The organism is Flavobacterium johnsoniae, from assembly GCF_030388325.1.
Lineage (GTDB): Bacteria > Bacteroidota > Bacteroidia > Flavobacteriales > Flavobacteriaceae > Flavobacterium > Flavobacterium johnsoniae_C.
The window spans coordinates 5,065,736-5,088,946 of record NZ_CP103794.1 but is presented as its reverse complement, the minus strand read 5'-3'; the positions used below and the strand labels follow the sequence as shown (position 1 = coordinate 5,088,946).

At 33.3% G+C, this 23,211-nt stretch carries 16 protein-coding genes and 1 riboswitch; of the genes, 15 read left to right on the top strand and 1 reads right to left on the bottom strand.

The window, feature by feature from the left end:
• The first annotated feature begins 10 nt into the window (after positions 1-10).
• From NYQ10_RS21455 to NYQ10_RS21430, 6 genes are all read left to right on the top strand, one after another.
• Positions 11-1,483 (top strand): PKD-like family lipoprotein, encoded by a 1,473-nt coding sequence (locus NYQ10_RS21455; RefSeq protein WP_289878165.1) that lies wholly within the window; start codon positions 11-13, stop codon positions 1,481-1,483.
• 70 nt (positions 1,484-1,553) lie between these two features.
• Positions 1,554-2,423, top strand: a complete 870-nt coding sequence (locus NYQ10_RS21450; RefSeq protein ID WP_289878164.1) for a thioredoxin family protein — start codon at positions 1,554-1,556, stop codon at positions 2,421-2,423.
• A 5-nt stretch (positions 2,424-2,428) separates the two neighbouring features.
• The gene (locus NYQ10_RS21445) at positions 2,429-3,901 is read left to right on the top strand and encodes a retropepsin-like aspartic protease (protein WP_289878163.1); all 1,473 of its coding nucleotides are present in this window, start codon (positions 2,429-2,431) and stop codon (positions 3,899-3,901) included.
• A gap of 24 nt (positions 3,902-3,925) precedes the next feature.
• Positions 3,926-5,308 (top strand): TlpA family protein disulfide reductase, encoded by a 1,383-nt coding sequence (locus NYQ10_RS21440; protein WP_289878162.1) that lies wholly within the window; start codon positions 3,926-3,928, stop codon positions 5,306-5,308.
• 11 nt (positions 5,309-5,319) lie between these two features.
• Entirely contained in the window at positions 5,320-8,136 is a 2,817-nt protein-coding gene (locus tag NYQ10_RS21435; protein WP_289878161.1) for a M16 family metallopeptidase, read from the top strand.
• A 140-nt stretch (positions 8,137-8,276) separates the two neighbouring features.
• Positions 8,277-10,322, top strand: coding sequence for a protein-disulfide reductase DsbD family protein (locus NYQ10_RS21430; protein ID WP_289878160.1), 2,046 nt, complete (start codon positions 8,277-8,279; stop codon positions 10,320-10,322).
• A gap of 300 nt (positions 10,323-10,622) precedes the next feature.
• Here NYQ10_RS21430 and NYQ10_RS21425 read toward each other — a convergent pair whose 3' ends face one another.
• Complete coding sequence (locus NYQ10_RS21425) at positions 10,623-11,084, bottom strand: DUF1810 domain-containing protein (protein WP_289881061.1); 462 nt, start codon at positions 11,082-11,084, stop codon at positions 10,623-10,625.
• A 456-nt stretch (positions 11,085-11,540) separates the two neighbouring features.
• Between NYQ10_RS21425 and NYQ10_RS21420 the strand changes: the two genes are divergently transcribed.
• From NYQ10_RS21420 to NYQ10_RS21380, 9 genes are all read left to right on the top strand, one after another.
• Entirely contained in the window at positions 11,541-11,849 is a 309-nt protein-coding gene (locus NYQ10_RS21420; RefSeq protein WP_289878159.1) for a hypothetical protein, read from the top strand.
• Between the two features lie 100 nt (positions 11,850-11,949).
• A complete protein-coding gene (locus NYQ10_RS21415) occupies positions 11,950-13,605 on the top strand; it encodes a peptidase domain-containing ABC transporter (RefSeq protein WP_289878157.1) in 1,656 nt (551 codons plus the stop codon).
• Positions 13,606-13,607: 2 nt separating this feature from the next.
• Positions 13,608-14,960, top strand: coding sequence for an HlyD family secretion protein (locus NYQ10_RS21410; RefSeq protein ID WP_289878156.1), 1,353 nt, complete (start codon positions 13,608-13,610; stop codon positions 14,958-14,960).
• A 1-nt stretch (position 14,961) separates the two neighbouring features.
• The gene (locus tag NYQ10_RS21405; protein WP_289878155.1) at positions 14,962-16,359 is read left to right on the top strand and encodes a TolC family protein; all 1,398 of its coding nucleotides are present in this window, start codon (positions 14,962-14,964) and stop codon (positions 16,357-16,359) included.
• A 148-nt stretch (positions 16,360-16,507) separates the two neighbouring features.
• Positions 16,508-17,629 (top strand): N-acetylglucosamine-6-phosphate deacetylase, encoded by a 1,122-nt coding sequence (gene nagA / locus NYQ10_RS21400; RefSeq protein ID WP_289878154.1) that lies wholly within the window; start codon positions 16,508-16,510, stop codon positions 17,627-17,629.
• A gap of 151 nt (positions 17,630-17,780) precedes the next feature.
• On the top strand, positions 17,781-18,995 hold the full coding sequence (locus NYQ10_RS21395; RefSeq protein WP_289878153.1) for a hypothetical protein: 1,215 nt from the start codon (positions 17,781-17,783) through the stop codon (positions 18,993-18,995).
• Entirely contained in the window at positions 18,986-20,014 is a 1,029-nt protein-coding gene (locus NYQ10_RS21390; protein ID WP_289878152.1) for a hypothetical protein, read from the top strand. The genes NYQ10_RS21395 and NYQ10_RS21390 overlap by 10 nt, the downstream gene beginning before the upstream one ends.
• 212 nt (positions 20,015-20,226) lie before the next feature.
• Positions 20,227-20,327, top strand: a riboswitch (SAM riboswitch).
• 238 nt (positions 20,328-20,565) lie between these two features.
• Positions 20,566-21,555 carry a TlpA disulfide reductase family protein gene (locus NYQ10_RS21385; protein WP_289878151.1) on the top strand — a complete coding sequence of 330 codons (990 nt, stop codon included), beginning with the start codon at positions 20,566-20,568 and terminating at the stop codon, positions 21,553-21,555.
• Positions 21,556-21,732: 177 nt separating this feature from the next.
• Positions 21,733-23,211, top strand: a complete 1,479-nt coding sequence (locus NYQ10_RS21380; protein ID WP_289878150.1) for an aminotransferase class V-fold PLP-dependent enzyme — start codon at positions 21,733-21,735, stop codon at positions 23,209-23,211.

The following is a 23,211-nucleotide window of genomic DNA, read 5'->3' as shown; positions in this document are numbered from 1 at the left end:
ACATATAAAAATGATTAAAAAGATACAAATAAAAATCGCTTTACTGTTTCTAATGATTTTAGCAAACAGTTGTGTCAGCGATGAAGGCAATTATAATTATACCGATATCAACACCGTAAATGTAACGGGCATAGATAAAGAATATACGGTATATACAGGAGAACGTTTTAAGTTAGCTCCAACTTTGAAGTTTACGAAAGATGACGGAACCAATCCTGATCGTTATACATTTGAATGGGTAGCAATAAAGACTGCTAGAAATGTTATAAGTACCAAAAGAGATTTTGATGACTTAGTAAAATTAGCGCCTGGAAAATACCTGGTTTACTATTTAATTACAGATAAAGATACGGGAGTTACTTGGCAGCAGAACTATTTTACACTCAATGTTGTTTCAGCTATTTATGAAGGCTGGCTTGTAGTCGGAGATGTTGATGGAAAAGCGAGATTAGATATGGTTTCTATAATTCCGAATGGTACTACTCGTGTTATTAATGATGTTTTAGATGCGGCTGGCTCAGCTCTAAAACTAAGCGGAAAAGCAGTCGATGTAGAATGTTTTGGAAATGCGACTGCGACTTCTACAGCTTACGGAATTTACGTTACAGCTTCAGAAAGCGGAACCTCTCGATTAGAACCAGATTCTTTTGCTTGGACACAATCTCAAAATATAGCTTACGAAAGTGTAGGCGGTGCTTTTGATACCAATTTTGGGGTCGATTTTATGAAATCGGCGGGAGCAGGAGAAAATCTTATCTACAGCAATGGAAATGTTTACAGTTATGTAAAAGTTCAACAAGTGAGATATGGTTTGCCTAATAATATTTTAGATACAGAAACAAAACCGTTTAATGCTGCGCCCTTTATAGCGGATAATCAGGGATATTCTAGTCCTCCAGTTTTATTTGATAAAGATTTGCGTCGTTTTGTGCGTATGAATGTCGTAAAAGGAAACTGTTCTATAATGCCACCAGTTGTTGGTTCTACAACTGTTTTGGATTGGAATAATACCAATTGCGATTTGGTTTACATGACCACATCTTCGTATAATTCTTTTGAAAATTTTGCGGTTCTAAAGAATGTTACAACAGGTAAATTTCATTTGCTTCGATTCAATAAAGCCTTAGCGCAAACGTATTACAGAGAAATATTAAACGCACCAGATTTTGATAAAGCCACAAAATTCGCGGTAAGTCCAGATTCTGGATATTTATTTTATGCAGTTGGAGGAAAATTATACGAGTACGATAACGGAACTCAATCTGCAAAATTAATGCTAGACAAAGGCAATGAAGTAATCACTTATTTAGATTGTAATGGAAGAGCAAATAAATTATACAATAAAAAATTAATCGTCGGAAGTTATGGTACAACGGGCAAATTAGAATTATTTACAGTTCCGCCTGTAAATGGAGATTTGGTTCTTGACTATAGCTACTCAGGTTTATGCAAAATTGTTGATGTTGCTTACCGTGCGAGATAATTAAAAACCTAAAATATATAAATCCGAATGAAGTGCAACAGCTTCATTCGGCTTCTAAAACCCACATTTTATGAAACGATTTTTTAAAATCGCAAGCGCAGTTTTGCTGCTTGCCTGTCATTCTTTTGCCTTAAAAGCACAGACACAATCTACAGAAGAAAGCTGGAAACAAGCCAAAAAACAAGCTCAAACGGAGAAAAAATTAATCTTTGTCGATTTGTATTTCACAGGTTGTATGCCTTGCGCACAAATGGACAAAGAAGTATTTCCAGATCCAAAAGTAGCGGCTCTTTTAAATGCTGATTTTGTCACTTTCAAATCGGATATTTTGAAAGAAGAAATTGGTAAAAAGTTGTGCATGAAATATGGCGTAACTGGTTTTCCAACTTTTTTGTTGATGAATGCCGATGGAAAAATAATTGATATTGCTGGCGGTTTTCATAACGTAGAGCAATTTACAGCCTTGCTTCAAAACGCTAAAGAATCGGCTAAAAAAGGGAATTTCAAAAAGTACAGCCCAGAAATTCAAGAAAAAGACTATCCAGATTTTTACAAACAAGCTTATTTAGACGGAAAAAGAAATGTTCCTTTTGAAGTAATCGATTCGTATTTAAAATCTAAAGACGCTTCCGACGAAATTTCTTTTGTAATCGTTACAGGTTTAAGAGTCGGTAAACAATACGATGACGCCTTTCTTTTAAACAGTAAAAAATTTGCGAAAGACTATGGAAGATGGAATGTGACAACTCACGTATTTTCCATTTTGCAACGCAAGAAAAAAGAGTTCGAAAAAAAGAAGGATTTAAAAGGTTTTACAGAATTAGTAAATGATTCTAAAGAACTCTACACACCAGAAGAATTCGAAAAATATTCTGGTATTTTATTGAAAGATTTTGGAGTAGAAAAAGTGGTAGTTAATCCGTCGGCTTCACAAAAGTAATTGAAATGAAAAAGATCTTCTTGTTTTCAATATTGATTTTTAGCTGTTCGATTAATGCACAAAATAGCATTCAGAAATCTATTGAAATTTTCGAAAAAGCATTTCAGAATAAAGATTACAACAGCATGAAAAATCTTTTGGCACCACAGTTTACTGTTGGTGTTGGAGATGCTTCATCAAACGAATATTATTTGAACGGAATTTTCAATGCGTTTCCTGTTTTGGATTCTATTCAAATTGGAAAAAAGGTGGAAATGAAAAACGAAACCTATGTTTTGGCTGATTTTTGTTTTAAAGGAAAAGAAAAAAAGCCGACTCAGTTTGTTTTCAATTCGGAGAATAAAATATTGTACGTAACATTTTTTGATGGTTTATACAAAGTCGACAGACATGCAGCAGTAAAAGAAGTGGCAAGTATTCCGTTTGAAATTATCGAAAACGGAATCGCCATTAAAATAAAATTAAATAAAGCCGATAGAGAATTTTTAATGCTTTTTGATACCGGCGCAGACGGAATGGCTTTAAATCCCGATAGTGCTTACAAAGCTGGAGTTGTGGTAACCAAAACCAAATCGGCTTCTGTGGTTGGCGGAAGTCAAGAAGTAAAGTATTCTGCGGACAATACCATTTATATTGGCGATCAGGTTTTAAAAAATCAAGGTTTGGTCATTTTTCCGAAACATGGTGTTTACGACGGATTGTTTGGCGCAAACTTGTTGCGAAATTTCATTACGTCTGTCAATTTTGATACGATGACAATCGATTTGTACAATTTTGGAAATTTCAATTATTGGGGAAAAGCAAAACCATTTGTTTTTGATTATAAATCGGGACTTCCAGTCGTAAAAATGAATCTGACTTTTGAAGACAAAAAAACAGTCGAAGGCAATTTTACTTTTGATACTGGTGCAGGTTACGATTTAATCGCGTACGGACCTTTCAATCATAAAAATAATCTGGAAGCAAACTTCAAAACAGAATATACTTCTGTGAATTACAGTTTAGGAAAACAAACCAAAATCGTAGGCGGCGCAATTCCGAATGTGGCAATTAACGGAAATAATTTTCCAAACGTAACCGTAGCGCTTCAAGAATATGACGAAGCCAATAAAAACTGGGCTTTCGCCGATGGATCTTTAGGAATCGATTTAATTAAACGCTTCAATTTTACGATTGATCTTTTGCACAAAACGGTTTATTTAGAACCCAATAAAAACTTCAAAAAAACACCTTATTTCTACTTAGGCGGAATGGATTTAGATTTTGATGACAACCAAAATTTAATAGTAAAAAGAATTATAGATCAGCAAAATGAAGATTTAAAGAAAATAAAAACCGGAGCAAAAGTGACTCAGATAAATGATTTCGAAGCCAAAGATTTATTAAAACCAGAAAATCTTAAAAAGCTGAAAGAATCTAAGGAAAGCAAAGATTTTATCATCGAGCAGGGCGATCAATCCATGCAAATTTCAATTTAAAACTATCAACAAAAAACAAAAAATATGAAAAAGAATGCTTTTTATTTCATTATGACCTTTATTATGGTTCAAATGAGTTATGCTGTAAATCTGTCTGATTATGCAGTAATTAAAGGAACAATTGCGATTCCAGATTTAAAAACAAAAGAAATCACGCTTTACAATGTTGAAGAAGGAAAGCCAGTTGTTGCGGCTACCGCAAAAGTTAATTCTCTGGGGGAGTTTGGCTTTTTGACACCAGTTTCAGCCGCTGGCTTTTATTATGTGGATTATGGACAATTTAAAAGCAGAAACCAATTAATTCGTTTGTATTTAGAGCCAAAATTGGATATCAATCTTGCAATAAGTAAAGATTCTTACGTTTTGAGCGGAAAAAATATCGGACAGAACGCTTTAGTTCAAAAAGCAAATGAAATCTATAACGAATTTGCACCTTTTGCGAGATTAGGCGGAAATGTAACTTACGTAGAATTTTATCCTTTCATTGACAAAGGAGTTGCAAAAGCTGATGAATTTTCTAAATCTATAAAAACGAAAGACGCGACATTCAATAAATTATTAAAATTGGCCGTTGCAACAGATGTTGAAGAATTGACTTATACTTTTTTCAGAATGCCAAGAACTGCATTTCCAGATAAAGACGATCGTCCTGCCGTAATAAAAACTTGGCAGACAGATAAAAAGTTTACAGATCCAGATTTATTAAAATTGCAAAATGGCGTTTCTCTAATGTCAAATTATTTCTTTTATGTAACAATGAATTCTGGTGATGCGCCAAAACGTTTAGATTTAACAGAAGCAATTACGCATATTACAGATCCAGCGCTTAAAGATGTTTATTTGCGCGATGCCGTTGCAACTTCTAGAATGAAAATCGAAGAATACGAGAAAATTGCGCCAAGTATTAAACCATTAATGGTTTCAGATGCTAGTAAAGCATTTTTATTAGAGTACGAAAAAGTGTTGCATAAAAGTGTAGGACAGAAAGGGTTAGATTTTACTTATAAAGATATCAATGACAAACCAGTTTCTTTTTCAGATTTTAAAGGTAAATTTGTCTACATCGATTTATGGGCAACTTGGTGCGGACCTTGTAAAACTGAGATTCCTCACATGAAAAAAATCGAGGAAGATTATCACGGAAAAAATATCGTTTTTGTAAGCCTTTCATTAGACAAAGCAAAAGATGCTCAAAAATGGAAAGATTACGTTACAAAAGAACAATTAAAAGGAATTCAGTTAATGACTGACAAAGATTTTGGTTCTGATGTGGCTAAAAATTATGATGTGAATGCCATTCCGAGATTTTTATTATTTGATACAAAAGGAAATATCATCAACGCCGATGCGCTTCGTCCGTCCAATCCAGAATTGAGAGTTCAATTGGATAAATTATTGAAGAGTTAATAATTAGCTTTATGAAATACAGCAAAAAAATAGCAATCTTACTGTTTGTCGCTGGATGTTTTTCATCCGCGAAAGCGCAAAACTTTAAATCGACTGATCCAATTGCGGTTAATCAAAAGATAAAAAAGGGAGTTTTGCCAAACGGAATGACGTATTATATTTATCCGACTGAGGTAAATAAAAATACGGCAAGTTATTATATCATTCAAAACGTGGGTTCTATTTTAGAAAATGACCAGCAGAAAGGTCTGGCGCATTTTCTAGAACATATGGCGTTTAACGGAACCAAACATTTTGAAGGAAAAGGCATTTTGAATACACTTCAAAAACAAGGAGCCGTTTTCGGAAAAAACATCAATGCTTACACGAGCACAGACGAAACGGTTTACAACTTAGACAATATTCCGTCAAAAGATGGCGGAGTTGTCGATACTTGTTTGCTGGTTCTGCACGATTGGTCCAATTTTTTATCTCTAACGAATGAAGAAATCGACGCAGAACGTGGCGTGATTACAGAAGAATGGCGTACGAGACAAAATGCTGGAGCTAGAATTTATAATCAATTAGCGCCTTATTATTACAATAATTCGCTTTACGCAGAACGCATGCCGATTGGCGATATGGATATTGTGAAAAACTTCAAATATCAGGTTTTAAAAGATTTTTATAAAGATTGGTATCGTCCAGATTTACAGGCAATCGCCATTGTTGGAGATATTAATGCAGACGAAATTGAAGCAAAAATCAAAAAACTTTTTGCAGATATTCCGACGCCTCAAAATCCGAAAAAACGTTTTGAAATTGCGATTCCAGAAAGACTAGAACCAACGTTCAAATTGGCATTAGACAAAGAAATTTCGACTTCGAATATTAGTTTTATGATTCGCCATGAAACTGAAAAATCAACGAATACTTATGCCGAATTAGAAAAAACAACCCAGCAAAGATTATCTTTTTCTATTTTGAATAATCGTTTGGCAGAAATGGCTCAAAAACAAGAATGTCCATTTAAAGGCGCAAAAATCGGATACCAAAACTATTCTCGATTAAATGACATTTGGATAATGAGTATTTCTCCAAAACCAGAAAAACAAGCTGAGGCTTTTGCTTTGGTTATGAAAGAATGGGTTCGCGCATATAAATTTGGTTTTTCTAAAGGCGAAATCGAAAGAGCCGTTACAGAAACTATTTCGGGTTATGAAAATTATTTAGATAAGCAAAATGAGATTTCGCACAAACAAGTGATCGGAATGGTAAAAGACGATTATTTGAAACATGATGTAATAGCAGATCCTGTTGCTGAATTTAAAATGGTAAAAAGTATTTTAAAAAATATTGACACTAAAATTCTTCAAGAACAAATTAGCAAATTATATACACAGAAAAATCGCGTAGTAACGGTAACTGGTGTTGAAGGCGAAGAAAATTTAACACAAGAAAAAGCATTTGATATTATTCAGAAAGCCGAAAACGATTCTTCATTGCAAGCTTATGTAGATACATTTGAAGGAAAAACACTTTTAGGAAATCTGAAAATTAATCCAGGAAAAATTGTTTCTGAGAAAAAAGAAACAGCCATTGATGCGACTACTTTTGTTTTGAGTAATGGTGTAAAAGTACATTACAAATTTGCAGATAAAAACAAAAAACAAGTCAATTTAGAAGCAGAAAGTCAGGGCGGAATCTCTTTGTATAAATTTGAAGACATGCCTTCTGCGTATCGTTCTACAAGTTTGGCAATGATGTCTGGAATTGGCGAACTTTCAAATGTTGATTTGGAAAAGGTTTTAAAAGGGAAAATTGCAAATTCTTACGTAACTATTAGCTCTTTAAAAGAAGAAGTAAGCGGTTCTGCAAATGTAAAAGACATTGAAACCATGATGGAATTGGTTCATTTACGTTTTGTGCAGCCGAGATTTGATCTTCAGATGTATGATCTTTTAAAACAAAGACTTCAAAATTCTTTAAAAAACAGAGAAAACGACATAAATGCAAAAATGCAGGATAGTATGTCGAATATTGTTTACGGAAAAAATAATCCAAAAATTCGACCATTAGATCAAAAGTATATTGATGATTTATCTTTTGAAAAAATGAAATCTATTTATTTAGACCGTTTTGCAGACGTTTCAAACTTTCAATTTTATATTGTGGGAGATGTTACTCCAGAAGTTTTGAAACCATTATTAGAAAAATATATTGCGAGCATAAAAGGAATTAAAAGAAAAGAAAAATTCAAAATCGATGTTCCAGAATGGACTTCGAAGAAAATTGATCGTGATGTTTTTATAAAAATGGAAACTCCTAAAAGTTCTGTAAATATTGCTTTTATGAAAGATTACGCTTATTCTCAAAAGAATAGAATTTTGAATTCTTTTTTAGGTGATATTCTGACTTTGCGCTACACAGAAAGTCTTCGTGAAAAAGAAGGCGGTACTTATGGCGCACAAGTTAAAGGTTCTTTAGTAAAAGATCCAATTGCAAAAGGAGGTATTCAAATTACTTTTGATTGTGATGCAGACAAAGTAGAACATTTATTGCCAATTGTATATCAGGAAATTGATAAAATCAAAAAAGGCGAAATTGCTTCAGAAGATATTGAAAAGACAAGAAAAAATTACTTAAAATCTAGAGAAGACAGCAAAAACTTTAACAGTTACAGCATGAGTTTGCTTTCGAATTATTTTGAAGAAGGTTACAATATAAATGATCCGAAAAATTTTGAAGACATTGTAAAAAACATTTCAGCCAAAGACATTCAGGATTTTGCTAACGCTTTATTAGCAAATGCAGATTCTATGGAAATTGTTTTCAAACCGCTAAAATAATCTAACCCATTTTTATTAGAGTTTAATTTGTAATTCCCTATCAAATAATATTTTGAATTAGTAAGCAATTTAATTTGTATAGCGGATTTCATAGAGGGTTGTTTTAGCTATTCAGCCCTCTTAATTAAAGATTTTAACCCATGAAAAATAATATTTTTTTATTGGGCTTCTTCCTGTTGTTTTCCACTTTCATTAAAGCTCAAATCTACAATCCTATAAAATGGAAAACCAGTGTCGAGAATATTTCTGGAAATGAATACGAATTGCAGGTAAAAGCCATTATAGAGCCAGGCTGGCATTTATACAGTCAGAATGTACAAGACGGAGGACCAATTCCGACTCGCTTTTCTTTTGCTAAAAGTTCTGAATTTGAGTTGTTTGGAGGAGTAAAAGAAGAAAAAGGCAAAATTGTAAACGATCCTGTTTTTAAAATGCAGATTAAGTTTTTTGAGAAAGAAACCACTTTTAGACAGCGCATTAGATTACTATCATCGAACCCTTTAAAAATTAAAGCAGATGTTGAGTTTATGGTTTGTAACGATGAAAATTGCCTTCCGCCTGGAACTGATGAATTGGAGTTTAACATTGTTCCTTCCGCGAAAGCGAAAACTTTAATTGAAAGTGCAGTAAATACAGAAACAAAAATTGAAGAAGTTGATTCTTCTGGAACAGTCTTACAAGAAAAAAAAGCAGAAATTGTTCTGTCAAAAATTGTAAAAACGCCTCAAAAAGTGTTTAAAAAACAAAATCCAGAAACAGCATCAAGAAGTTTATGGACAATTTTTATCTTGTCTTTTTTCTCAGGTTTTGCGGCTTTGCTTACGCCTTGCGTTTTCCCAATGATTCCGATGACGGTGAGTTTTTTTACCAAACAAAGCAAAACCAAATCGCAAGGAATTAGAAAAGCCATTTTTTACGGAATTGCAATTATTACCATTTATATCTTTCTCGGAGCCATAGTGACTTGGATTTTTGGAGCAGATTCTCTAAACGCGCTTTCGACAAATGTTTGGTTCAATCTGATCTTTTTTGTTCTTCTAATGATTTTTGCATTCTCTTTTTTGGGCGCATTCGAAATTATGTTGCCAAATGCATGGGCAAACAAAGTCGATTCGCAGGCAGATAAAGGTGGAATTATCGGAATATTATTTATGGCTTTGGCTTTGGCAATTGTATCATTTTCTTGCACAGGTCCAATTGTCGGAACTTTATTGGTAGAAGCCGCTTCGCGCGGAGGAATTGCACCTTTTGTCGGAATGTTTGGTTTTTCTCTCGCTTTGGCATTGCCGTTTACTTTGTTTGCGGCTTTTCCGGGTTGGTTGAATTCGTTGCCAAAATCGGGCGGTTGGCTCAATTCGGTTAAAGTATTTTTAGGATTTTTAGAAATGGCTTTGGCTTTTAAATTTCTATCAAATGCAGATTTGGTTTTACAATTGCATTGGTTAGAAAGAGAAACATTTTTAGCGATTTGGATTGCCATTTTCGGAACGCTGACTTTTTATTTATTTGGAAAAATCCAATTGCCGCACGATAGTCCGATTTCGAATATCAGTGTTCCAAGATTAGGACTTGGAGTTGTAGTTCTGGCTTTTACCATTTATTTAATTCCAGGAATTTGGGGCGCGCCATTGAAAATGATTAGCGGTTTTCCGCCGCCAATGCATTATAGTGAAATTCCGAATGGTTTAAATAATTCATCGTCGAAAGAAATAGCACAAAATCTTCCAGAAGGCGCAGAACTTGGTCCGCATAATATTATAGCCTTTACCGATTATGATTTAGGAATGCAATACGCCAAAAAAATCGGAAAACCTGTTATGATTGATTTTACAGGTCATGCCTGCGTAAATTGCCGTAAAATGGAAGATAATGTTTGGTCTGACGAAAAGATTCAGAAAATCTTAAAAGGCGATTTGGTTTTGATTTCGCTATATGTAGATGACAAAAGAGAATTAAATCCAGAGGAACAAATTACTTCAAAACTTACAGGAAAAAAACTAAAATACATTGGACAAAAATGGAGCGAATTTCAAACGCTTACTTATAAAACAAACGCACAGCCATTTTATGTTTTGGTTAATCATGAGGGAGAAACTTTAAATGAGACTTCGGCGTATAATCCTGATATTAAGGAGTATTTAAACTGGCTTCAAAAAGGAGTTTCTAATTTTGAGAAAAGTTCGTAAACAGAATTTTACCTTTATTTTATATTTATTATTGTTGATGAAAAGGCTGTCTCGACTTTTGAGACAGCCTTTTTTTATTTTTCAAAATTGAAGGCTTCGGAGAAGCTAAATATTTATAGGTAATTAAATTTCCTCAATTTACTAAAGCTCTGGAAGAGCGATACATTTCGCCTCTCTAAGGTTTTTGTGGTGAGATATAAATAATCTATAAATATTAAGTCCTCTGGGATCAGTTTTTGTGAAATAAAAAAGCGTCTATTTCATATTGAAATAAACGCTTTTTTTATAGTCCTAAGAATATTAAGAAAGTACTGCAACTGGCAGATTTGCAGTATTTTTTTTAGTAAAATTTAAAGTCATTTGATCCAAATGTCCGAAGAAAAAAGTATCTAAAACTTGTTGAAAAACCGGATGCGCATTTTCGACCTGAACAAATAAACTCATAGAAGAATGCAATTTTTTAGCGCCTAGTTCGCCCAAAATTCCTTCAGCAGATTTTTTATTTAAAGTAAGCATAAGTTTAGAAATCTCAATTAAATGTTTCGATAAAATTGGATGATTTAAAAACGCTGTAGCTTCTTTTAAATCTGCAACACCATAATAATCAGAAAGATTGCTTTTTCCTAAACCTTTGATTTGCGGAAATATAAACCACATCCAATGCGTTTCTTTTTTACCTTTTTTAATTTCAGAAAAAGCAGTTAAATACAATTTATTTTGTGCATCTAAAAATCGGGTCAAATCATTCTTTGCGTAAGTCATATCTTGATTTTGTATTAAATCGTTTATAAATGGAGTTTCTTCTATTGGTAATACTTCTAGTAACACTTTTATTGTTTTTATGCTTATAATTATCGAATTCAAAAGTAGAGCGTAAATCGGTGAGAGAGTTATAGAATTGCCAGTCGATGTTATATAATTTCGATTGTTCTTTGAGTGTAAGAATGTCCTGTTAATTTATTTTTAAAGTTTTGTAAATAGCCAAATTCTAATGTTATTCTAATGTTGGAGAAAATATTTAGGTCTAAATTGCGCGCTTAGAAAAATCAAGATAATTGCCCTAAATCATTGGAGTTTTTAATTGAATTTCAGTGGTTTATTTTAAATCTTCGCCTTTAGAGTATGTTGAATAGGATAAAAAATAGCTTTTTTTGTAAATGCCTTCAGGCGTTACTAGTCGGCTATTTTCTAATCAGCAGTTTAAATATCTCAAATAGTATGGCGCGAATCATTAGTGATAATGCCGAAACCTATACCGTTAAAGGCATTACATGTAATTTTCTAAAAAAAGTATTCAAATGTGACGGAATTCCAGAAGAACTGGATGACTACAAAACAAAAGAGACCAAAACTGCCAAATTAGCAAAAGGAATTCCTTTAATGGAATATTTGATTTCATCAGAATCATTAATGCCTAGTTTCTATTTTCTAATAGAATCAGAAGGGAAAAAATATATTGATAATACAATATTTTCATTTGGTTTTCATGGTAAAATAGATATACCGCCTCCTCGGCTAAATTCATAAATACTTGCTTTTTAAGGATTAGAAGAAAAATCTTTATCCTAAATGCGGTTTTTGCCGTATATTTATTCTATGTAATAATCTTGTATTTATACTTACATTCATGACACCATTTAAACGTTTTTATAACTTATTGCAGCTTGATAAGCGCGATGTATATCAAATTATCTTCTATGCTGCATTTGCAGGTTTAGTAAATCTTTCCCTGCCTTTAGGAATCCAGGCCATTATTAATTTCATTCAAAGCGGACAGCTGAGCGTTTCTTGGATTGTTCTTGTAATTCTAGTTACAATTGGAGTTGGTTTTGGCGGAATTTTGACCATTTTACAGCTCCGAATTGTAGAAAATCTGCAACAGCGAATTTTCGTTCGATCTTCTTTTGAATTTGCTTATAGAATGCCCTTAATTAAATTTAAGGAAATGTATTCAGAATATGCTCCAGAAAAAGCAAACCGCTTTTTTGATACTTTAATGGTGCAAAAAGGAACAGCAAAATTGCTTTTAGATTTCTGTACAGCATTTCTTCAAGTTGGTCTTGGTATTATTTTATTAGTCTTATACCATTCTTTCTTTATGGTTATCGGACTTCTTTTCATTGTCATTTTATGGGTAATTTTTAAATTCTCATACAAAGACGGATTAGAAACCAGTCTTAACGAATCAAAATTTAAATATAAAGTTGCAGCGTGGCTTCAAGAAATTGCTAGAAACAGAGAAAGTTTCCGCAGAAAAGGAGCTTTCGAATATGCTTTAGAAAGAAACGACGGTTATGTGAGTAACTACGTAAATTACCGCGAAAAGCACTTTCAGGTAATGAAAAAACAATATATTCAGCTTACTATTTTTAAAGTAATTGTTACTGCTGCCTTATTATCGATCGGTGGTTTTCTGGTAATTCACCACCAAATGAACATAGGGCAGTTCGTAGCAGCTGAAATTGTAATTGTATTATTGATTAACTCGGTAGAAAAAATCATTTTCGGATTAGAATCTTTCTACGACGTTTTGACTTCTGTCGAAAAAATTGGTCAAGTAACCGATATGGAAATTTCTTGTATTCCTGAAACTTCAGACAAAACAGAGAAAGGAATCAATATCGAGACAGAAAGCATCAATTACAATTATCCAGAACACAATAAAAAGTCTCTTAAGAATATTAATTTGAAAATCTCTCAAGGAGAAAAAATCATTCTTACGGGAACAAACGGTGCAGGAAAAAGTACTTTATTGCGATTACTTTCAGGAGTTTTAGAACCAGAAAGTGGTGCGATGTATGTGACCGATAATTATATGAATCGTCTTAGCGAAGATACATATCGCGCACAAGCAGGTACATTTTTGCAAGGCGATACCTTATTTGCAGGAACAATTCGTGAGAATATTGTTTTTGGAAATGAAGAATTAAATAGCGATGATTTAAAATGGGCTTTAGATAATGTAGGTCTTACACCTTACATCAAAACTTTCGAGAATGGATTAGAAAATCAAATTCATCCCGGAGGACGTGAACTTTCTGCTTCTGATGTTCAAAAGATTCTTTTGGCAAGAAGTATTGTGAGCAAACCAAATATTTTATTCTTAGAAGATCCAGTTGATAAAATGGACGAATTGACTTCGAATAAAATTGTTGATTTTTTACTTTCCGAAGAAAATGATTGGACTGTAATTGTAACTTCTAAAAGTGATATTTGGAAAAGCAAATGCAGCCGTATGATTACGATTGACGACGGAAAAATTATTAACGACATAAAGCTTTAATCATGCTCAATATATCTAAAGATAACAACGTACTTATAACTGAGGGCAAATACAAATCGATTACGAGTGTTGCCCGAAGACCGCATTATAGAATTTTAAATAAAGTTATAATCGGATTCTTGATTTTCCTTGTATGCTGTCTTTTTCTGCCGTGGACACAAAATATTTCAGGAAGCGGTTCTGTAACTACTTTAAAACCAGATCAAAGACCGCAAACTGTTCATAATGCTATTGCAGGACGAATTGAAAAATGGTTTGTAAAAGAAGGTGATTATGTAAAAAAAGGAGATACCATTCTTTTTATTTCAGAGATTAAAGAAGATTACTTAGATCCAAATTTGGTTGGAAATACCAAACAGCAAGTCGATGCCAAAAAAATGGCTGTTGAATCTTACGGTGATAAAGTAAATTCTCTAGACGTTCAAGCGCAATCTTTGAATACAGAAAGGCAGTTGAAACTGGAACAAGCAAGCAACAAAATCAAACAAGCAAGACTGAAAATAAAGAGTGACAGTATGGATTTGGTTGCAGTTAGAACACAGCTTCGAATTGCAAAAACACAATTTGATCGTTCTACAGCTTTAAATAAAGAAGGTTTAAAACCAATGACAGATGTCGAGCAAAAAAGATTAAAATTGCAAGAATCTGAAGCTTACATTATTACTCAGGAAAATAAATTATTGAGCAGTCGAAACGAATTGATTAATGCAAAAGTAGAAATCAATAGAATTACCGCCGAATATGCTGAAAAAATTTCTAAATCTAGAAGTGATAAATTTACAGCTTTAAGCACGCAATACGATACTGAAGCTCAGGTTAATAAATTAGAAAATCAATATACAAATTATAGATTAAGAAATGGTTTGTATTACATTACAGCGCCTCAAAGTGGTTATGTAAACCGAGCCTTATTGGCGGGTATTGGAGAAACAATTAAAGAAGGAACTTCAGTAGTAAGTATTATGCCTTCTAAATACGATATTGCGGTAGAAACTTACGTAGATCCAATCGATTTACCGTTGGTTCATCGTGGCGCAAAAGTTCGTGTTTGGTTTGATGGATGGCCTAGAATTGTATTTTCTGGATGGCCTGGATTATCTTATGGAACTTATGGAGGAAAAATTGTAGCGGTAGAAAACTTTATCAGTCCAAACGGAAAATATAGAATTTTGGTTTCTCCAGATGGAGAAGATCGCCACTGGCCAAAAGAATTGAGCATTGGTGCCGGAGCACAAAGTATTGCGTTGCTAGAAACGGTTTCGGTATGGTATGAGATTTGGCGAAACTTAAACGGTTTTCCGCCAAACTATTATAATTCAGGAGAAAAGGAAGCAAAAGGAAAGGAGAAAAAGTAAAATGAGAAATCTTGTAAAATTGTTTTCTTTCTTAATCTTATTCTGCTTTTCTACAATGCAAGGTCAAAACTTTAATGAAGAAGAGCTAACTTTTATCGAGTATTTGGGATATGTAAAAAAATATCATCCGCTCGTAAAACAGGCTAATCTTGAAGTAAGCAATGCACAAGCCAAATTAATGGCAGCGCGCGGCGGATTTGACCCTAAAATTGAAGTAGATTACAATAAGAAAGAATTTAAAGGCACAGAATATTATTCGTTACTAAACAGCAGTTTCAAAATTCCGACTTGGTACGGAATTGAAGTAAAAGCTGGTTTTGATGATACAGACGGACAATATTACAATCCGCAGAACCGTACTCCAGAAGCAGGTTTAGCTTCGCTTGGGGTTACTGTTGCTTTGGGTCAGGGAATGTTTATCAATCAGCGAATGGCCGATGTGAGAGAAGGAAAACTTAACTTAAAACTAAGTGACGCACAGCGTAAACTAAGAGCCATAGAAGTTTTGTATCAAGCAAGTGAAGCTTATTTTGAATGGAGAAAAAGCTACAACGAAGCTGAACTTTACAAAAATTATCTAGGTTTCGCGAGCACTCGTTTTACAGGCGTTAAGAAATTAATCGAATCGGGAGATTCGCCAGCTATTGACAGTGTAGAAGCTAAAATTACCGTAAGAAACAGAGAATTAAATGTTGAAAATGGAAATTTAAAACTGGCTAAAGCAAAGCTAAAATTAGCTAATTTTTTATGGATTGAAAATGTTCCTGTTGAATTAGGAGAAATGGTAAAACCAGAGCAGAATTTAGGTCAAACTATCGAGGAAACTCTAAGAACTGATGCCATGATGGTTGATGTTGAATCTTTAGATTCGCATCCGAAAATTCAATCTATGGAAACTAAATTGTCTATTTTGGAAGTAAATCGCCAGTTGAAAGCCAATTCGTTGTTGCCAAAAGTTAATGTAGGTTACAATTACATTTCAGATCCAAATTATTGGAACACTTTTAATGCAGACGATTATAAATTCAATATCGACTTTAGTTTTCCGATTTTCTTGAGAAAAGAACGCGGAAATTTGAAATTGGCTAAATTAAAAATTCAAGATATGCAATTTGATATTGGTCAGCAGAGAGTAGAATTGAAAAATAAAATAAAAGCGCAACAGACTGAAATTGCTTCTTTAAGAAGGCAAAAAGTGGTAATTGATAATTTGGTAAATGATTATATGACGATGCTGAATTCTGAAGAAAAACTATTTTCTTTTGGTGAAAGTTCTATTTTCTTAATCAATTCGAGAGAAAATAATTTAGTAAGTGCTAAGTTATCTCAAATAAGTTTAGAAAATCAATTTTATCTTTCGAATGCCGAATTGTATAAAATCTTGGCAAATCCAGATTAAAACATAAAATATGCAGTTTGCGATGACTGTACTATATTAATTTTCAGAGTTTAATTTAAAAAAAAGCTTCAGATATTTTCTGAAGCTTTTTTTGTTAGAAATTAATCCAACTTCTTTTTTAAATTTGAAGAAAGAAATAAAACAAAAAATGAAACAAGCAATTGTAAATGCGGTCATCCATACTGGCGAAGAAATAATTGAAAATGGAGTTGTAATTGTAGAAAACGGAAAAATTATTTCAGTTCAAAAAGAAATTCCAAATGATATCGAAACAATAGATTTGCAAGGAAATCATCTTTCGGCAGGGTTTATAGATATTCAGATAAACGGAGGAGAAAAATACTATTTCAGCCAAACTCCAAACGAAGAAACAATTCAGGATATTTACGACGCAAGCATGAAATATGGTACAACGCATGTTTTGCCTTGCTTGATTTCATCTTCAAAAGAAACCATTTTAAAAGGAATTGAAGCCATTCGCGAATACATAAAAAAGCACAATAATGGTGTAATCGGAATGCATTTGGAAGGACCTTTTTTGAATCCGGTAAGACGTGGTGCGCATAGTATTGATCAAGTAAGAAAACCAACAAACGAAGAACTTCAAGAAATAATAAGTAAAGGAAAAGACGTTATAAAAGTAATTACGGTTGCTCCAGAATGTTTTACAGAAGAACAATTGCAAATGCTTATTGAAAGCGGAATCACAATTTCTATCGGACATTCGACCATCACACATAAAGAAGCACAATTTTATTTTTCTAAAGGAATAAATTTAGTAACGCATTTATTTAATGCCATGACACAGTTTGGACACCGCGAACCTGGTTTAGTTGGAGCTGTTTTTGAAAATGAAGAAGTTTATGCTCCCGTTATTTTAGATGGCGTTCATTGCGATTATGCTGCCGCAAAAGTTGCTTACAAGGTAAAACAAGAAAAATTCTTCTTGATTAGCGATGCCACTTTTTTAGGACGAAAAATAGCCAATTTCAAATGGGATAACTTTGATGCTCATTTAGTAGATGGTTTTTATAGAAATGAAGACGGCAATCTCGCAGGTGCAACAATATCAATGACAGAAGCGGTGCAAAATGCTTTTAACAACTTAAATGTTTCTGCTGATGAAGCTGTAAAAATGGCAACAACAAGAGTAGCCGCTGCCATTGGAATGAATGATAAAATAGGTAAAATAAAATCAGGATTTCCTGCTTCTTTTGTAAAATTCAATAATGATTTATCAAAAATCGAAACTTTAGATTTGACTTTTTAAGGCTTTAAAACCTGATAATTAAGTATTGTATTGTTGATAAAACTTACTTTTAGTAGTTTTTAAATTCATACTTTTCTTTCAATATGCTTGTTTTTAAAAAGCATATTGATAGTTTTGTATGATAGTTAACCCCAAACCTACTTACTTAACAATGAGGAAAAAAACTCACTTTTTTGTACTTGCTATTTTGGCAGGTATTATTTTTGGTTGCAGCGACGATGCCGATTCGTACAAACCAAATTATCTGTCAAGCATTGATGCCACAGCTTTGCCTGCAGGAAACCATCCGATGACAATGTTTGAGGACAACGAAAGTCCCTCAAAAATGTACGATAAAACAGATCGATGGTTTAGAGTCAACGAACCGTTTCAAATTATTCAAAAGGGAAAAGATTCTGTACAGGTTTCCCTTTATTCTCCCGTCGGACTTACAGATGTAAAAGTGTACGCAAAATTGCCCAATTATGACAAACGATTTCTGCTTTACAGGTTTTCTAAAGTTCCGGCTTTTCATCGCTCATTTCATAAAATTCCATTGACTGATAAGAAAAACGATTACTTGTTAGAAAGCGGCAATACGGTTACGATTGATAAAATCGACGGATTTTCTTCTGGAGCAATCGAATTCTCTGTAGAATCTGAGGATCCGTTATTTCAAAAATTCAAAAAAATCAAATCACATCATTTGGTTCAGTTTCACGATGGATATCACATTAATGAACTAGGAAAATTTCTACCGATGAATCCTGTTTTGGCAAAAGAAGCTATTACAATGATTATTAATTACTCTTATGCATTAAGTCATCCTTTGTATTACAGCACTTTCACCAATTTTGATAAGTACAAGCAGGAGCAAGCAGCAACAGCTGGAACAACCGTAAACGGAGCCTTAAATTGGCATGGAAATGCAGAAGATGCAAACGGTGTTTACGATTATCTGACGAAAGAAGATATCGAAAAAATCTACTGGAATTATTTAGACAAAAGAACCGTTTACATGGCAATGGTTGGCGGAGATTCTGCTTGGGGCGGTGGAAATTTAGCTTCGCAATGGGAATCTGGTTATGTAACCGGACATTGGGTCGGAGAGATGTCGGTTTGGTCACACGAGTATTCGCATCATATTGGTTTTAGCCACAGCAGTAATTTGGCTAATAGTGGCGAGGGTGGAGGACAGCAAGAAATGCTGACTCATTTTTATAAGTATTTAATTTATTTAAATGATCTTCCTTTTACCGATTCAGACGTTTTAAAAACTTGGTCTAAAACGAATTATTTAACTGGAACTTACAAAAAGCCAGTTTTTACTATCAATCCGAAGAATCCATTTTTGCTTAAATATAAAGGTGAAGGAAAATGGAATTAAAAAATAAAGTAAATATGAAACATATTTTGCCCTTAATTCTTGTGCTTTGTTTTTTTACAAATTGCAGCAAAGACGATATCGAATCTAAAAATTACGATTATTATTACCCAACCGATGAAGCTTCAATTGCTACGGAAAGTATTCCAGGAAGTGCGGTAGGATTTGATCCGAAAGGAATTGCGATTTCGAATGATAAATTATATGTTGTAAATGGAGATGTTTTAGAAATTTTTAATGCTCTAACATTAGTTCACATTAAAACAATAAAAGAATATACAAAAGGAGCAAGCAAGATTCCTCTAACAAGTCTGACTTCGGTTTCTGTTGATAACGGACGCATTTACGTCGGAAGCACAGAATCTAGATTATTTGTTTTTGATGAAACTACAAATGCCGGAATAAGTACAGTTGGAAACGGTCAATGGTGGCAAACTTTTGTACACGTTTTTGGCGTTGTTGCAAAAGATGGATTGGTATTCGTAAAAGAAAAAGAAAAATCTATAAAAGTATTTGAAACTTCTCAGATCACAGAAACCAGTGACTGGAATTTAAAACCAATTGCCAAATTAAACACCTTAAATGGTTACACAGAAGTTTATTCTTTAGATGTTTACGGCGGAAATTTAGTAGTTGCAGGAAGAGATGCCAGAAGTTATTTGTATTACAATATTGCCAATATTAAAGCTAATGCAACAACTTCATTAACAACGCCAATTGAGCCAGAAAAAGTTCAATTTACAGATATAAAACCAATCGCAGTTTCTTTTAGTAAAGATTGGGCGGTAACTTCTGAAATTGTTGGAAATGCTTCTTATTTAAGATTGTATCCAAAAGAAGAATTTAATAAAAAGAATTACAAAGCGGTTGTAAATGTGTCTGATATTTTAGGAAAAAATGCATTTGGAACCATCGTAGGAACGGCTCAGCTTAACGATCGTATTTTCTTATCTGATAATACCAATAAAAAAATCAGAGTTATAAAACTAAATAAGTCTACAATTGCAGAACAAAATAATTAATTGATTTTTAGTTTTAAAGTTTTAAAGCCTGTAAATAAATTATTTACAGGCTTTTTTTTTTGATATTATTTTTTGTTTTAAAGTGTTGATTTATATTGCTTTATTTGATTTTAATTAATTCTTTTTAAAATAAAAATAAAAAAAACAGATTTAAACTTGACTAATTTGGTAGAATTAGTATATATTTGTATTACAGAAAAATTATAAAATGATACTTATCCAGAAAGACTGAGGGAATAGGCCCGATGAAGTCTTAGCAACCTGTTGCCAAATAAGGTGCTAAATCCTTCCCGCTTTGCGGGACAGATAAGAAAAGATTGCTCCAATCTGAATAAGGTCATCTATTTTAATCTTTATTTTTTTTAAAATGAAAACAGATACTATTTATGCCAGTTACGAACTTTTGAATTCGATGTTTGAAGAAAATAGTCTTGCTGTTTTTCGAATGCGAAAGCATTAACGAATCTCATAAATTTTCTTTTAATAAAATTTGCTGATGTCTTGCACATTGGCGAGAAATTCTTTTGTCTAATTCTAAAACTAAAAATAAAATGAAAAAAATAATACTAGGTTTTGCCTTATTTCTTGCGGCTGTTCAAACTCAGGCACAGGAAAGTAATTTGCAATTAAAAGGAACAGTTGTAGATACCGTTGCAAAATATGTTTATCTGCAAAAGTTTCATAATAAAATGTTTACCACAATTGATTCGGTAAAAGTAAAAGACGGAAGTTTTGCTTTTAAAACTAAAGTAAAAACGCCAGAATTATATGGTTTAAGTGTAAATACAGCAGATTCTCCGTTGTATATTTTCCTTGAAAAAGGACCAATTACAGTTAAATTAAGTCCAAAGAAATACTATACAAATTCAACAGTTGAAGGTTCTGCGACACAAGATTTGTTTGAAACGTACAAAAAAACAAAAGAGGTAGAAATCAGTAAATTCATTACAGAAAATCCAAAATCAATTGTTTCGGCTTATGTTTTATACAGAAATTGGTCGTATCGATTAACGCCAGAACAGATTACGCAAAATATTGCTTTGCTAGATAAAAGTCTTCAAAATGTCACTTACGTGAAAGAACTAAAAGATTTGGCTATTGTACTAGACGGTTTGGCAGTTGGAAAAAAAGCACCAGATTTTACAGCAAATAATCCTGAGGGAAAAGCGATTCGTTTTTCTGAAAACTTAAACGGATACACTTTAGTAGATTTCTGGGCTTCTTGGTGCGGTCCATGCCGAAGAGAAAATCCAAATATCGTGGCTGCTTACAAAGAATTTCATGATAAAGGATTTAATATAATCGCTATTTCTTTAGACAAAAAGAAAGAAAACTGGATCAAAGGAATTCAAGATGACAATTTAACTTGGACGCATGTTTCAGATTTGCTTTTCTGGAATAGTGCAGTTGCAAAATTATATGGTGTACGCGCAATTCCAGCCAATTATCTGGTAGATTCTAAAGGAATTATTGTTGCAAAAAATCTTCATGGAGAAGAATTGCAAGCAACTCTTAAATCGCTTTTGGAAAATAAAATTTAATAAAGAAAATACACAATCTTGTCATCCTGACGAAGGAAGGATCTTCGCAAGAAACTCCACACAGAAAATCACCAATCTTTGTCGATTTTGCAACAAAGATTCTTCGTTCCTCAGAATGACAAGATTATGGAAATTCAAACCATAATACAATTTGTTAATTAAAAAAATGCTAGGGAAATGAATGCTATTGAGCCAACTACAAAAACAACAGAATCTGAGTGTTACTTTTCTAAATTTAGAGAAAACACTGTAGGAATAGATCATACTTTCGAATCGGTTTACGGAGAACAAAATTTGATTTACGCCGATTGGGTTGCCAGCGGAAGATTATACACGCCGATTGAAGATATTATGCTCCATAAAATAGGTCCGATGATTGCCAATACGCATTCACTTTCTAGTCAGACAGGAAAAACTTCTACTTACGCATACAATTACGCCAGAGATATTATTAAAAAATCCGTTAATGCAAATGCATCGGATGTTTTAGTAACAACTGGAACTGGAATGACTGCTGCATTATCTAAACTCCAGCGTATTATTGGTTTGAGAAAAACGTATGAAAATGAAAAAGACAAACCAGTAGTTTTCATTACGCATATGGAACATCATTCCAATCAAGTTCCTTGGTACGAAACAAATGCAGACGTTGTGATTCTTCCTGCCGATGAAAATAATTTAGTAGATCCAAAAATCCTTTCTACGGAAATAAAAAAATACGCCGATAGAAGTTTGAAAATCGGTTCGTTTACGGCTTGTTCAAACGTAACGGGAATTATTACGCCTTATCATGAATTAGCTAAAATTATGCATCAAAACGGCGGATTGTGTTTTGTAGATTTTGCTGCTTCGGCACCTTACGTTAAAATCGATATGCATCCAAAAGATCCAGAACAACATTTAGATGCGATTTTCTTTTCGCCACATAAATTTTTGGGCGGACCTGGAACTTGCGGTATTTTGGTTTTCAACGAAAAATTATACCAATCTGAGTTTCCTGATAATCCGGGCGGCGGAAATGTAAAATGGACGAATCCGTTAGGAAATTATTGTTACAGCGATGTGATAGAAGTGAGAGAAGACGGTGGAACTCCAGGATTTTTGCAAGTAATTCGAGCAGCTTTGGCTTTAGAATTGAAAGAAAAAATGGGAGTAGAACAGATTGCAAAAAGAGAAAAAGAACTTTTAGATCTGTGCTTTTCTAAACTTCAAAAAATACAAGGTCTTTCTATTTTAGGAGATTTAAAAAGTAAACGAATTGGCTGTGTTTCTTTTGTAATTGAAGATATTCATTACAATCTAATCGTAAGATTATTAAATGATCGTTTCGGAATTCAGACTCGTGGCGGTTGGTCGTGTGCGAGTACATATGCACATTATCTTTTCAATATTGATGAAAAACGTTCGAGAGCAATTACCAATGAATTATTAGAGAAAAATCAAACCAATAAGCCGGGCTGGGTTCGTTTGTCATTGCATCCGATTACAACAAACGAAGAACTTTTATTTATTTGTAATGCGATTCAGCAAGTGGCTTTGAATTATAAAAAATGGCAGAAAGATTACGAATACAATCCTGCAACAAACGAATTTGAAAATCCGAGAATTAAAGATACCATCGAAAGAGAAGTAAACGAATGGTTTGAGTTGGATTAA